The sequence below is a fragment of the Litorivivens sp. genome (assembly GCF_041624475.1).
In the GTDB taxonomy this organism is placed as follows: domain Bacteria; phylum Pseudomonadota; class Gammaproteobacteria; order Pseudomonadales; family Spongiibacteraceae; genus Litorivivens.
On sequence record NZ_JBFJUX010000002.1, the window covers coordinates 361653 to 375353 of the forward strand.

Consider the following 13701-nt stretch of genomic DNA (forward strand, 5'->3'; position numbering starts at 1 on the left):
CCCGGAAAAGCAAGACTTCACCAAACAACAGATAATGAAAGGTAGTTTTTGCCCATGACGACAATCGGTTCATCGTACGTGCTGCCCGTTGAGCAGCTTAAAGCCAACCTCAAAAACAAGCCCGACGACATCTGGCTGCACCAGCCCACCAACGGCGTGTGGAAGAGCTACACGATCGCCGAAGTCGTTGATCAGGGCAGCCGGGTCGCGAATGCCCTACTAAAACAGGGCATTGAGCCCGGTGATCGGGTCGCGATTCTCGCCAAGAACAGTTACGCATGGCTGGCGGCGGATTTGGGCATGATGCTGGCAGGCATTATACCCGTGCCCATCTATTCCACGGCCTCCTCCGACACTATTGACTATGTGATTGAGCACAGTGAGTCCAAGCTGTGTTTTGTGGGTAAGCTGGATGACTGCAGTGCGGCACAGGCAAGCCTGAGTGATATTCCCGTTATTACCTTTCCGGACGCCAACGGTGAATACGCCGGCGCTCAGAGCTGGCAGAGTATTCTGGATGCCTCAACGCCTCTGGATCGCTACCAAGAGCCCAAAGCCGACGATATGGCGACCATTGTTTACACCTCGGGCAGTACCGGCAAACCGAAGGGGGTGTTACTGACTCACGGTAACCTGGGTGCGGCTGCGGTCGAAACGAAAAACCGCATGGTTGGCGGTGATGAGCGGCATCGCATGATGTCTTACCTGCCCCTGGCTCATATAACAGAACGCTCCGTGGTTGCTATGACATCGCTCTATGGCGAGGTTGAGCTGTTCTTCTCGGAGGGCCTGGATACCTTTGTTGACGAGCTGCACCACTGCCAGCCCACCGATTTTATTTCTGTGCCCCGACTCTGGGCCAAATTTCAGGCAAAAGTGCTGTCACAAATACCCGACGAGCAGCTGCAGGAAATGTTGGCCGGTGACGGTGGCGATGCGGTGGCAGCGGCCATCCGCGACAAGCTGGGCTTCGGTTCGTGCAAGGCATTTGGTTCAGGCTCCGCCCCAATTTCCCCCGGCTTGCTCGACTGGTTCCATCGCATCGGGGTTGATATTGCCGAGGGCTGGGGCATGACAGAAACCTCCGGGCTGGCCTGTTCTAACCAACCCTTTACTGTTGAGGGCATGGGCACGATCGGTACCCCCCTTGCCTGCAACGAGATGAAAATCTCCGACGAGGGTGAAGTACTTATTCGTGGCGCAGCGATCTTTAGGGAGTACTACAAAAATCCGGCTGCAACCAAAGAATCCTTTATTGATGACTGGTTCCGCACTGGCGACAAAGGCGTTATCGACAAAAACGGTGCCTTCAGCATTACCGGCCGGGTAAAAGAGCAGTTTAAAACCGCTAAGGGCAAATATGTGGCGCCCGTGCCCATCGAAAGCCGTCTGTCTACCAACTCACTGATTGAACAAGTCTGCGTGTTGGGTGCGGGGCGCCCTGCCCCGATGGCGATTGTTGTGCTCAATGACCAGGGGCTGAGTAAAGACCAGATCAAGGCCAACCTGGAGCAGACCCTGAGTGACGTTAATGAGCAGCTGGAATCGCACGCACGCCTCGATCGTATCGCCATTTCGGATACCACCTGGGACGTGGAGAACGATTTGCTCACGCCAACCATGAAGCTAAAGCGGGATAAGATTGAAGCGTTTTACAGTGATTCAATCGACTGTGAATCAGATCGCGGAGTGTATTGGATAGATCAATAAGCTCGTTATCTCTGCCTTGATGTGCCAAAAGCCCTCTGTGTAGAGCTTTTGGCACACTCCCGATCTGGATGTGGCAAAAAAGTAGTTATTCTCAAGTAGCCGCCCTGAAAGCGGCCATACCTCAGATCCCTGCGCAAACACCGCCCTTTCGATGCTGGCTTTGGCTGGCAGGGATTGGGCCAGCCCCTCCGGTTGTCGCCCATACCAGCGGTAAATATTTAAATTAATGCATTCACCGTATTCAATGCGCATCCGTCGGAGCGCAGGGGCGCAATCTGCGATAATATCCGCGATTGACACACTTCCGGAGCCCGCCAGTTCATGATCGACCCCCGCTACACCGCGTTTTTTCATTCCCCAGATGGTGAATTATTTTATGGCAACGACCCCGCCCGTGGGCCCTGGGATGCTAATGGCTGTCATGCTGGCCCTGTGACCGCGCTGGTCGCCCGCGCCGTTGAGCAACGCCTGCCCGACAAGCAACTGGTACGGCTGTCGGTTGAACTGCACCGCCCCGTCCCTATGTACGGATTCCGGATCACTGCCCGGGAGACCAAGCAAGGCCGCGGCGTCTCCATGGCGAGCGCTGAAATTCACGACTGCAACGGCAAACGGGTGGCGGTCGCACAAAGCCTGCACATTGTTGTTCGCAACTTGGGTCCGGTACCTACACACCATGCCCCCACACCTGACTTCGACAATGCTCAAGTAGGCGAATTTGCCGTCGCCAAACCCCGTCACGGTTTGCCGTCCTTTCGCGATGGTGTTGAGGTCCGTTACCCGCCAGGCGAGAAAAACAGCATCGGGCCGACCACGTTTTGGATGAAAACCCTGCCGATACTTGAAGGCGAAGAACCCAGCCCGTTCCAGCGACTGTGTCCGCTGGCGGATTGTCCCAACGGAAGTTCAAGAAACCTGGAACTGGATCAAATGGGTTTCGTAAACCCGGACATCACTATTGTGATGTTCCGACCCCCGACCTCCGAATGGCTGGCCCTTAGCTCCCGCTCATTCTGGGAATCTACCGGCATAGGGCTTGCCGAAGGTAGCCTGTTCGACCGCGAGGGACCGGTGGCGGAAGTCATGCAAACCCTGTTTTTGCAGCCGGCAGAATAGAATCTACGGGGTTGCCCCATTTTGATCTCTCGCCTCCGGGCTATCCGCTATCCGCTATCCAACTAAGCATATTCCCTGATTAACGCACTGACGAGTGCCCCCTAAGCTGGCCCTGAAAATTGCCAACGAACGGGGGCATGCTGGTGAAACATCTAATTCGCGCTGTTTTAATCATCGGCCTGGCCGTCGCGTCACACCCAATACAGGCATTGGGCGATACCTCTACAACCACTATTGCCATAAGCGTCACCATTCCCGAACGAGTCGTTCTTGAAGCGACGCTGGATAATGGTCAGCGTCTGCAAGTCGCTACCCGCCAGCGACGAGGCGAAGTTGTAAGCCTTGTTGCCGGGCGCACTGCACATGAATTCATCATACGTCCTGAATAAGCCTTCAACCGCACTCAACGCTCACGCCGGCAACAGTTTGCGGACGATTTCTTCGCATTCCTTGCGCCGCATATACTTGGGTACCGGGTAGCCGTAAAGCCCATGTGATTCATTCAGCGCCCGGCTTACCAATTCGCTCACCATCTCTTCTTTAAGGCCATCAGCATGGCTGGGCATGCCAATGTTCGACTTCAGCTCTCGCACCGCAGTTACCAGCTTACGCGCGCGCTCCTGATCTGAATCTGTGTCCTGCCCCACGCCTGCTGCCTGGGCTATTCGGGCCAGTTCCGGTGCTGCCCTGTCCAGGTAAAAATCGAGTATATGCGGCAGGAACAGCGCATTCGCCAAGCCGTGCGGCAAGTGACACAGCGCGCCCAGCTGATGCGCAAGGCCGTGCACATAACCCACATTAGTAATGGTAAAAGCTGAGCCCGCATAATAACTGGCGATAGCCATGGCCTCGCGAGTTTGCAGATTCGTTCCATCCTTAACCGCTGCTTCCAGATTATTGAAAATCATGCTGACAGCGGTCAGGGCTTTTTGCCGGGTTTCGTCATTGGCTTCTCGCGACAATGCAGACTCTATAGCGTGGGTAAGCGCATCCATGCCGGTTGCTGCGGTAATCGCCGGTGGCAGCCCGGTCATCAGACTTGCATCAAGAGCTACGGCACTGGGTACAAGCTTGGGGTCAACGATAAAACATTTAGTGCTGGAGGCCGTGTCCGTGATCACCGAGACCATGGTGGCTTCAGAGCCTGTCCCTGCCGTCGTGGGCACACAGTAAGTGGGCAGTCCCCGCTGGGAAACTTTAAAAAAGCCCAGTACATCACGCGGAGCCTGGTCGGAACCGGCGCTCAGCGCAATGATTTTTGCGGCATCCAGGGAAGAGCCTCCTCCTATCGCCAATACCGCATCGCAGTTTTGTGTGCGGCAGTGCTGTATACCTCCATCAACCTGTGCAAAATCCGGGTCGGGCAATATGGCATCGTAGACTTCTACGCCGATGCCCTGCTCTTCCAGCGCCTTGGTGGCCTGTGCGACGATGCCGAGCTCTACCAGCATCTTGTCAGTAACCACCAAAACGCGTTTGTGGCCGAACCCCGCGATTGCATTACACAGAGCGGCTGAGCTACCAGCTCCGGTAAACACCAGCGGTGCTGGCAGCGCAATAAACTTCATCAGAACACGGCTCAGCAGGCCCATAAATTTGCTGTATAAAACGGTAACCAGGTGCATAGTTTACAGAACCTCTTATTTTAGCTGCCCAATATTACCGCGTAAGCACGCTGGATGGCGACTCGACTGCTTATTGCAACAACTACACTGTTTTTCACACAATACCGACTGGCCTGCGCGTATCTGTATTTCTAGGTCTGTGATACCGTTCTCGGGTGATGCGCAGCCCCCTTGTCAGCCAATTCACCTTACCGATTTCGGGGAGCGTCCATTCGGTGAAGATACGGAGTTGAACAATGACCAGTTACACGGAACTGTGGGTCGAAAAATCTGATTTTCGAAAGACGCGGGTTGTAACAGATCAACTGCGCGCCATAGAAGAAGGCGAAATAGTTGTCGCCATAGACAAGTTTGGACTGACCGCAAACAACGTCACCTACGCGGTCATGGGCGACGCCATTGGTTACTGGAAGTTTTACCCGGCCCCTGACAATTGGGGGAAAGTGACCGTTTGGGGCTGCGCCAATGTTGTCGAGTCACGTTGCGAGGATGTTGAGATTGGTGAGCGGCTGTACGGTTTTTTCCCCATGAGCAGCCACGCAATTCTGCAGCCCGGCAAGATTCGCAATGACAATTTTCGGGATATCGCGCCACATCGAACTGAACTTCCGGGTTCGGCCTTGTACAGCAATTACCGGCGTACACAGCGTGAACCTGAACTTGTGCAACAATTTGAAAACGAGCGCTGCTTGCTGTTTCCACTCATGGCAACGGGTTACGTACTGTACGACTATCTGGTCGACAACGACTGTTTCGGTGCAAAGCAAATCATTATTGGCTCAGTGTCCTCGAAAACCGGCTTTAGTCTGGCGACCTTACTACACGACGATCCATCTGTATCCGCCAAGGTTATTGGGCTTACCTCTCCGGGTAACACTGGGTTTGTAGAGGCGCTGGGGTGCTGTGACCAGATTGTTATTTACGGACACGAATCGAGTATCGACCCAGGCCTGCCGGCCGCCTATATCGATATGGCTGGCGATGCGAAGCTGACGCAGACGCTGCACAATCACCTGGGAGACAACATGGTCGAAAGCGCCATGGTCGGCGCCAGCCACTGGGAAGACGGCGGTCCGATGGGTGAACTGCCTGGCGCGAAACCCAATCTCTTCTTCGCGCCCGCGCAAATTGCCAAGCGAGACAAGGAATGGGGCCCCGGCGAGATGAGCATGAAAGCGATGCAGGCCACCATGAAAATCGCGGAAAAGGCCAAAAGTCACATGCAAATTGAGTGGGTTCTAGGGGCGGAAGCCGTCGAGCATAGCTGGCATAATCTACTGGATAATAAAGTTCCCGGCAGCACAGGCATTATGGCTTCACTGCTGTCTCAACCGGAGTAAATCATGATTAAGATCTACGGCGTCCTTGGCTCACCTTTTGTACGAAAAGTACTGGTGTTACTCGATATTAAACAAGTCCCCTACGAGCTGGTTGCGCAAATGCCCTTCGCGCGCGATGAAAATTACCAGAAGCTCAACCCGCTGGGAAAAGTACCTACCATGGTTGATGGCGATCTTACGCTGGGTGACTCCAAGGTTATATGTCGCTACCTGGAAGCGGCCTATCCCGATTTACCGCTCTACCCCGCAGAGGTAAAAGAACGAGCGCTGGCCGACTGGTATGAAGACTTGTGTACCGGAGCGGTAGCGGAGTTGGCCGCGGGCATTTTCTTTCAGCGCTTTATGCGTCCCTTCGCCTTTAAGCAAGAACCCGACGAAGAGCTGGTTGCCAAGATCATCGACAAAAAACTGCCGCCTTTGCTGGACTACCTTGAAAGCAAAGTTCCTGCCGAGGGCTTTGTCTTTGGTGATTTCACCATGGCGGATATGAGCATCGCCAGCCCCTTCTACAACGCGGGTTACGCGGGCTATGAAGTGGACGCCTCGCGCTGGCCGAACCTGGCCGGACTGATAAACCGGGTCAAAGAAATCCCGCAAGTCAGCACCATACTGGCCAAAGAGGCGAAAACTCTGGGCTTGAGTTAAGCCTACTTGCGGAGAAGGCCGGGGCCATCCCGGCCTTTTCAGTCCTCCCTGTTTTCCTGCCAGTTCAGACTGTTTGCAGTAAACTCGATAAATCGCCGGGTAGCATCAAACGACGCTCTTACGACACCATCAGATAGCGTTATGCTAACTGTTCTGGCCGCACTGTTTCGGATCGACGGTGACCCGAAACCTGCCGGATGTATAACGGCGTGACAGGTCCGATTGCTTGAGGAAGGCGGGGTTCGGGCGCTGTTATAGACAATGAGCTCAACCCCCTGCGCCAGCGCCTTTTCTGCAATGCGATGACACTCACCGTAATGCTCTGGGTCTTCAATGCGCTTTCGACGCCGGTTAAACGCAGCACCGCTGAGGTCTAGCGCCTTATTGCTTGCAAGATTGGCCTGTATCAGACTCACGGTCAGTGTATGCGGTTTATCGCCATCGTAGGCGGCGAAAAATTGCTGACGATGGTAGGTGAACTCCCGCAACGCCACATCCTCTTTCGCCGCTCCATACCAGACACCTCGCCGCCCTTTAGGGCCAAAGCGGCTTTCGTAAGCACGAAAATACCGAAAAGGTGTCGCTGCCAGCCAGTGCAGATGCTTTGCATCATCGGGGATTGCTGGCTTACTGTCCTCAAGTAAGCCCTCGAGGATGTCGTGATCACGGAGATTGCCGGCAACCAGATTTTTGGTGGCGATGGTGGCCTGATGCTCAACACAGCGCCAGGACCTGCACCTTACCGTCCGCAGCTTAAATAACGGCCCGGTTGGCATCGAGGTACTGGAGCGTCAGGTACAGGCCTTCGGGTTTGGTGACCAGCACAGAGGGCGTACCGCCCAGATCCCGGTTGTCACTGTGAAACCAGCCACGCAGGTGCTCCGGTCGAGTCCCCACGATGCCTGCGAGCGAGCGAAATACCCGAATAAAGGCGATACCCAGATGATAAGGGGTTTTGTCTTCGTCCAGCACAGCGCCGTGACGCCGATAGTTGCTCACCATACTGGGAGATACCCCCAGAACGGCGGCAAGATCCTTGTCTCGCAACTGCAAACCTTCGGCGGCTGCAAGCACGGACTGGGTCAGTACCCGTTCCCGGTCGTTGCCCTTCGGTTTGACTTTGGGCGTCGCCATAGGCTGCCTTGCGCCTCTTTATAAATAAATATAATGTGATTCTTATTTATATATGAATTAGCGCAGGCTTGTCAAAGCCACCCAGGCGCCTAGTCGCCCGGCAGGCACCATCCGGGGTGCGGCGGGACACATTACGCGAGCAAATCGTCAAGGAAATCAGCAACCTCTGGCTTTAAATTCGCACCACAATACCTCAGCCCCTGCTGAGGAGTTGATCGCAGTTTATTGATTTAAATGGTTATTTACTTACTGAGAATGTGGATGAAGAACTGAGATGTCAAAAAACAAAACGAGAAAAACAACACGGTAGATGCCAGCCCGGCTATGACTACCGGCAGTGGGTTGGTTTCGGCTAGATCCATTAGGCGTTTGCGCCCAGCATGATTCTGAATGGCAAATATCAAGGCGATGCCCTGAATAAGCACTTCGAAAAAGCCCAGCGGTTTGTCCGCACCCTTTTCACTTTGCGTGTTTGGTTGTTGTTGATCCAATGTATCTTCGCGTTTCGGGTCGTTCATATCCTGTCCGTCTATTTAACCTGTTGTTTGGCGAGCTTACGGGCAAGTGTGCGCCGATGCATACCCAAACGCCGCGCGGTTTCGGATATATTGAAATCCGTTTCTGCCAGGGTCTGGTGGATTCGCTCCCACTCCAGAGTCTTAATGGAAGTCGCCCGGCCCTTGATTTCAACGTCAGCGTTGCCCTCTGCGCTGTTGAAGGCTTCTTCAATGTCGTCGGTATTGGAGGGCTTTGCCAAATAATGGCAGGCTCCCAGTTTGACGGCCTCGACCGCGGTGGCAATGCTGGCGTAGCCGGTTAACACGACAATCAGCGTATCCGGGTCATGCTCATGCAGGGCCTGCACACAGGCGAGCCCCGAGGCTTCTCCATCGAGCTTTAAATCAACAACCGCGTGGGTAGGCGAGCATTCCTGTAGCGCCTGCTGGGTTGTTTCAAGACTACTGGCATTGACAACAGTGTAGCCGCGGCGTTCAAAAGATCGACCCAAGGTACGTGCGAAAGCGGCATCATCTTCCACCAGCAACAGGGTTTTTTCACTGTCGGTCATGCCCTTAATCCTCCTTTAGCAGCAGGGCTTCCAGGGGGAGTCGCAGAATCACTTCCGCGCCCTCCCCCGGCAGATTATTGGTTTGCACTTCGCCACCCAGGGTTCTTACCACGTTGAACACCAAGAACAGGCCAAGCCCACTGCCGGGCCGCCCCTTTGTCGATTGATAGGGCTCACCGAGTCGCTCGAAGACCTCTCCCGCAAAGCCAGGGCCGCGATCAAATACACGAATCAGCATATCATCCTGCTCCCGGGACACTTCCAGCCCAACCCACAGGGGCGAGGCTTCCAGCGCATTATCGAGGAGATTGCACACGGTCTGCTTCAGCACCGAATCGGAAGCGATATCCAGATCTTCCCCAAAGCGGTTTTCGAAATGCAGCTCACGGCTTTTACGGGTTGCATTCCACTCAGCGATCAATTCGTCAAAAAATTCATGCACGGTGGTTTCGCCTGAGGATTCCCCCCGGGTTTCACCGGCTGACATCAGTATGCCACTGACGATGGATTTGCAGCGGCGTACCTGGGCCTGCATCTCTTCGATATCCTGATTAAGGTCGGGGTTGTCTGCAAGCTCCGGCATATGACGCCAGTCACCGAGCAGCACGGCAATGGTAGCCAAAGGCGTGCCCAGCTCGTGGGCAGCCCCGGAGGCAAGCAAACCCATTCGCAGAATATGTTCTTCCTCGGCGGCGCGCTGACGCAGCTCAGCCAGTCGCGCATCCCGCTCGCGGTGGGTGCGGGTAATCCGGTTGACGAATATGACGAGTAAGGAGGCATTGAGCAGCAGGCAGATGAACATGGCCTGCACATAGAAGCTTTCAAAGCCCAGATGGTAGTCGAGCGGCAGATCCAGCGGTTTGGCTGATTCCGCCAGCCAGAGAAAACAAAGCGTGGCGACACCGAGTAAGGTCCAGGCTAAAGGCGCTGCCATCAATACGGCCGCCAGCCCTACCTGCAAGACATAGAGATAAACAAAGGGGTTGGTCGCGCCGCCGCTGAAGTAGAGCTGGAAGGTCAGCGTGGCCATGTCTACCAGCAGGCCGAAGAAAAGCTCTGCTGCATGTATGCGCCGCCCTACTCGCAGGCTGATTTCATACACACCATTAAAAACAACCAGCCCGGCCAGTACTGACAGCATGGCGGTGAGTGGCAACGACACGCCAAAACTGAAGTGCGCCACAAGAATTGTCAGCAGTTGGCCAAGCACCGCCATCCAGCGCAATTGCACCAGCTGGCGCATAAGCTTGCTCTGGGTATCGTCGTTACTGCCGTCGCTGCGCAGCCGCCTTACCAGTCTCAGCATGGAACGTTGCCCTGCCCTTGTGAAAGTTTCATTGCCTTTCTACGGCCGGGTTTTACTGTGATGAAGGTGATCTCTGAACAGAAAGACACACGCACCCGCCGCCATCAACGCTAGGGTATACCATGTGAGCGCATAGACCCTATGGCTATTACTGAAGTTGATAACGGTCAGGCCGCCAAGCGGATTCTGGACAGATTGCTCGCCATCGAAGTCGACGTTGCCGGCACTGCCGGGCTGTCCGGTGTCAGCATCAACAAAATACGGAGCCAGAGATAAGCTGAGAGCGCTCCCGATCGCCACTACATCCCTGGAATACCAGCGTTTCGCTGCAGGGTCGTTAGCTCGCAGAAAACCGCCATCGGGCTCCGTCAAACGCAACAGCCCTGATACGGTGACTTCACCCCCGGGCGCTGGTGCAGGCTGCGCGCCCTGGCCGATATAGCCGCGATTGATTAATACGGTTCCGTGATTATCCGTCAGCAGCGGTGTCAGCACCCAGTAGCCACTGCCTTTTTCTGTCGCGGCGACGACCAGCGTGTTGTATTCAGCGAGGAAACGGCCGTAAAGAGAGACGTGTAAATATTCGTGCGACTCGCGGGAAAGCTCGCGCCATTGGCCCGGTGTGGGCGCCGGCACTGCGGGGGCGGAAACTCGCTGCTCGACGCGGCTAATCAGCGCTTTTTTCCAACTGAGGCGATCCAGTTGCCAGTTTCCCAGAGCGATGAAAGTCGCGCAGGCAGAAAGGTTCAGCAGAATAAACGCCCAGCGCCAGATCATCGCTACTGCATCATGCCCGGCATCATGTTCACGTTCATGTTGTACATAACCCAAAGCGAACCAAACAGGGTGATAAACAGCAGCACCGCCGTGAACAGCAGCGAAAGCATGTTCCAGCCGCCTTCTGAGTGAAAGTTCATGTGCAGGAAATACACCATGTGCACCACAATCTGCACAGCGGCGAAGGCAAGAATGATCAGGGAGGTGGTGGCTTTCGATTCAAATACGCCACCCATTACCAGCCAGAATGGAATCGCGGTAAGAAAAACCGAGGCGAGAAAGCCAATCATGTAACCACTGAATGAAGCGTGCGGAGCCTCTTCGTTGTGATGGTGCTCGGCGTGGTTATCCTGGGTGTGAACGTCGCTCATGTCATAGACCCCATCAGATAAACAAAGGTAAATACCCCGATCCAGATCACATCGAGGAAGTGCCAGAACATGGACAGGCAGAACAGTCGGCGGCGATTTTCCTGAATCAGGCCGTGCTTCGACAATTGAAATAGCAGGGTAACCAGCCAGATCAGGCCAATCATCACATGCAGGCCATGAGTACCGACCAGAGCAAAAAACGACGACAGAAATGCGCTGCGCTGTGGTCCGGCGCCGATGTGGATCAGGTGATAAAACTCGTAGAGTTCCACGGCCAGAAACGCCGCGCCAAACAGCCCGGTAATGCCCAGCCAGATCATGGTGCCTTGTTTTTTACCCTGCTGCATTTGCAGCATGGCAAAGCCATAGGTAATGGATGAAAACAACAGGAAAGCGGTATTCAAAGCGACCAGTGGCAGGTCAAAGAGCTCCCCGCCCGTAGGACCGCCCGCGTAACTCTGACTGAGCACACCGTAGGTCGCAAACAGCGCGGCGAAGACAAGGCAGTCGCTCATCAGGTAAAGCCAGAAACCCAGCAGCGTACCATTCGGCGCGTGGTGATCGCGAACCACAAAGTCCAGGTTTGAATTAACTGCGACAGACTGTGACATCAGGCGATCACCTCCCCTCGTTGCAGCTCGACCTTGGCTACTTCCTCCACGGGAATATAGTAGTCGCGCTTGTAGTTAAAGCTATGGGCAATAATCGCTCCGATCAGGCCGACAAAAGACAGTCCGGCAATCAGCCACATATGCCAGATGAGGGCAAAACCCAACACCGTGCTGATACCGGCAATCACAATACCGGCCGCTGTGTTTTTCGGCATATGAATGGGCAGGAAGCCTTCATTCGGGTGCTGATAGCCGTTCGCCTTCATTTGCCACCAGGCGTCATTGTCATAAACACGGGGGGTAAAGGCGAAGTTGTACTGGGGCGGCGGCGAGGTGGTTGACCACTCCAGGGTCCGACCATCCCAGGGGTCGCCCGTTTCATCGCGCAACTGGTCACGCTTGCGGTAGCTGACGTAGAACTGCATCAGGAAGCAGAAAATACCGATACCGATCAGGATCGCACCCACCAGTGCAATCTGGAACCAGATCTGCAGCGAGGGATCATCAAACTGGCTCATGCGACGTGTTACACCCATCAGCCCCAGAACGTAGAGCGGCATGAAGGCAAGATAAAAGCCAACCAGCCAGAACCAGAAGGTCAACTTGCCCCAGAATTCATCAATCTTGTAACCGGTAACTTTCGGGTACCAATAGGTAATCGCAGCGAACACCCCAAACACCACGCCACCGATAATCACATTGTGGAAGTGGGCAATCAGGAAGAGGCTGTTGTGCAACACAAAGTCCGCAGGTGGCACCGCCAGCAACACACCGGTCATGCCGCCGATCACAAAGGTCACCATAAAGCCGACGGTCCAAAGCATCGGTACATCGAAGCGGATGCGTCCGCGATACATGGTGAACAGCCAGTTGAACACCTTGGCGCCGGTGGGTATCGAAATGATCATGGTGGTGATGCCGAAGAAGCTATTGACGGTAGCGCCGGATCCCATGGTGAAGAAATGGTGCAGCCACACCAGATAGGACAGGATGGTAATCACAACCGTGGCGTAAACCATGGATGAATAACCGAACAGGCGTTTACCGCTGTAGGTAGCGACAATCTCGGAGAACACCCCGAAGACCGGCAGGATCAGGATATACACTTCCGGGTGGCCCCAGATCCAGATCAGGTTCACGTACATCATGGCATTGCCGCCAAGATCATTGGTGAAGAAGTTCATATCCAGGTAACGGTCCAACGACAGCATCGCGAGAACCGCAGTCAATACGGGGAAAGCCGCCACAATAAGGATGTTAGTACACAGCGAGGTCCAGACGAATACCGGCATCTTCATCAGCGTCATGCCGGGTGCCCGCATTTTGACAATGGTGACCACGAAGTTAACGCCGGATAGCAGGGTTCCCACCCCGGCTATTTGCAGTGCCCAGATATAGTAATCCACCCCTACCCCGGGGCTTTGTAATATTCCGGTTAAGGGCGGATAGGCGAGCCAGCCGGATTTGGCGAATTCCCCCACAAACAGTGACAGCATCACCAGAATGGCACCCGAGGCTGTCATCCAGAAACTGAAGTTGTTGAGAAAGGGAAAGGCCACATCGCGGGCGCCGATCTGCAGCGGCACCATGTAGTTCATCAAGCCCACCACAAACGGCATAGCGACAAAGAAAATCATGATGACGCCGTGGGCCGTGAAAATCTGGTCGTAGTGATCCGGCGGTAAGTAACCCATCGAATCACCGAAGGCAATAGCCTGCTGAATACGCATCATAATAGCGTCGGCAAAGCCGCGCAGCAGCATCACAATGCCCAGGATCATATACATCACGCCAATGCGCTTGTGATCGATACTGGTAAACCATTCACGCCACAGATAGCCCCACAGCCCTGCTCTGGTTACCGCAACCAGCAGCGCGGTTCCGCCGATGGCCACCATGATAAAGGTCGCGACAATAATCGGGTCGTGAAAAGGAAATGACTCAAGCGTTAGCCGGCCAAAAATGAGTTTGCCAAGGTCAAATGAATCAGACATTGC

15 protein-coding genes are annotated in these 13701 nt (G+C 54.7%); 5 read left to right on the plus strand and 10 right to left on the minus strand.

Features of this window, described 5'->3' with window-relative positions; translation table 11 throughout:
• The first annotated feature begins 54 nt into the window (after window positions 1-54).
• From ABY734_RS04415 to ABY734_RS04425, 3 genes are all read left to right on the plus strand, one after another.
• The gene (locus ABY734_RS04415; protein ID WP_372777784.1) at window positions 55-1710 is read left to right on the plus strand and encodes an AMP-binding protein; all 1656 of its coding nucleotides are present in this window, start codon (window positions 55-57) and stop codon (window positions 1708-1710) included.
• Window positions 1711-2031: 321 nt separating this feature from the next.
• On the plus strand, window positions 2032-2826 hold the full coding sequence (locus tag ABY734_RS04420) for a thioesterase family protein (RefSeq protein ID WP_372777785.1): 795 nt from the start codon (window positions 2032-2034) through the stop codon (window positions 2824-2826).
• Between the two features lie 137 nt (window positions 2827-2963).
• Window positions 2964-3215 carry a hypothetical protein gene (locus tag ABY734_RS04425; RefSeq protein WP_372777786.1) on the plus strand — a complete coding sequence of 84 codons (252 nt, stop codon included), beginning with the start codon at window positions 2964-2966 and terminating at the stop codon, window positions 3213-3215.
• A 21-nt stretch (window positions 3216-3236) separates the two neighbouring features.
• Here ABY734_RS04425 and ABY734_RS04430 read toward each other — a convergent pair whose 3' ends face one another.
• Window positions 3237-4451, minus strand: coding sequence for an iron-containing alcohol dehydrogenase (locus ABY734_RS04430; protein WP_372777787.1), 1215 nt, complete (start codon window positions 4449-4451; stop codon window positions 3237-3239).
• A 236-nt stretch (window positions 4452-4687) separates the two neighbouring features.
• Here ABY734_RS04430 and ABY734_RS04435 point away from each other — a divergent pair, with 236 nt between their 5' ends.
• Together ABY734_RS04435 and ABY734_RS04440 are read left to right on the plus strand one after the other, a co-directional pair.
• Window positions 4688-5791: a DUF2855 family protein gene (locus tag ABY734_RS04435; protein WP_372777788.1), complete on the plus strand. Its 1104-nt coding sequence runs from the start codon at window positions 4688-4690 to the stop codon at window positions 5789-5791.
• 3 nt (window positions 5792-5794) lie between these two features.
• Window positions 5795-6436 (plus strand): glutathione S-transferase family protein, encoded by a 642-nt coding sequence (locus ABY734_RS04440; RefSeq protein ID WP_372777789.1) that lies wholly within the window; start codon window positions 5795-5797, stop codon window positions 6434-6436.
• 38 nt (window positions 6437-6474) lie between these two features.
• On the opposite strand, the gene ABY734_RS04445 is transcribed toward ABY734_RS04440, so the two are convergent.
• From ABY734_RS04445 to cyoB, 9 genes are all read right to left on the minus strand, one after another.
• On the minus strand, window positions 6475-7212 hold the full coding sequence (locus ABY734_RS04445; protein ID WP_372777790.1) for an RES family NAD+ phosphorylase: 738 nt from the start codon (window positions 7210-7212) through the stop codon (window positions 6475-6477).
• Window positions 7190-7570 (minus strand): antitoxin Xre/MbcA/ParS toxin-binding domain-containing protein, encoded by a 381-nt coding sequence (locus tag ABY734_RS04450; protein WP_372777791.1) that lies wholly within the window; start codon window positions 7568-7570, stop codon window positions 7190-7192. Before ABY734_RS04450 ends, ABY734_RS04445 begins: the two co-directional genes overlap by 23 nt.
• 242 nt (window positions 7571-7812) lie before the next feature.
• Entirely contained in the window at window positions 7813-8088 is a 276-nt protein-coding gene (locus tag ABY734_RS04455; protein WP_372777792.1) for a DUF2970 domain-containing protein, read from the minus strand.
• Window positions 8089-8099: 11 nt separating this feature from the next.
• Complete coding sequence (locus ABY734_RS04460; protein ID WP_372777793.1) at window positions 8100-8639, minus strand: response regulator transcription factor; 540 nt, start codon at window positions 8637-8639, stop codon at window positions 8100-8102.
• 4 nt (window positions 8640-8643) lie between these two features.
• Complete coding sequence (locus ABY734_RS04465) at window positions 8644-9945, minus strand: ATP-binding protein (protein ID WP_372777794.1); 1302 nt, start codon at window positions 9943-9945, stop codon at window positions 8644-8646.
• A 39-nt stretch (window positions 9946-9984) separates the two neighbouring features.
• Entirely contained in the window at window positions 9985-10722 is a 738-nt protein-coding gene (locus tag ABY734_RS04470) for an SURF1 family protein (protein WP_372777795.1), read from the minus strand.
• 2 nt (window positions 10723-10724) lie between these two features.
• Window positions 10725-11093, minus strand: a complete 369-nt coding sequence (cyoD, locus tag ABY734_RS04475) for a cytochrome o ubiquinol oxidase subunit IV (RefSeq protein ID WP_372777796.1) — start codon at window positions 11091-11093, stop codon at window positions 10725-10727.
• A complete protein-coding gene (cyoC, locus tag ABY734_RS04480; protein WP_372777797.1) occupies window positions 11090-11704 on the minus strand; it encodes a cytochrome o ubiquinol oxidase subunit III in 615 nt (204 codons plus the stop codon). Before cyoC ends, cyoD begins: the two co-directional genes overlap by 4 nt.
• Complete coding sequence (cyoB, locus tag ABY734_RS04485; RefSeq protein ID WP_372777798.1) at window positions 11704-13698, minus strand: cytochrome o ubiquinol oxidase subunit I; 1995 nt, start codon at window positions 13696-13698, stop codon at window positions 11704-11706. Before cyoB ends, cyoC begins: the two co-directional genes overlap by 1 nt.
• Window positions 13699-13701 lie beyond the last annotated feature (3 nt).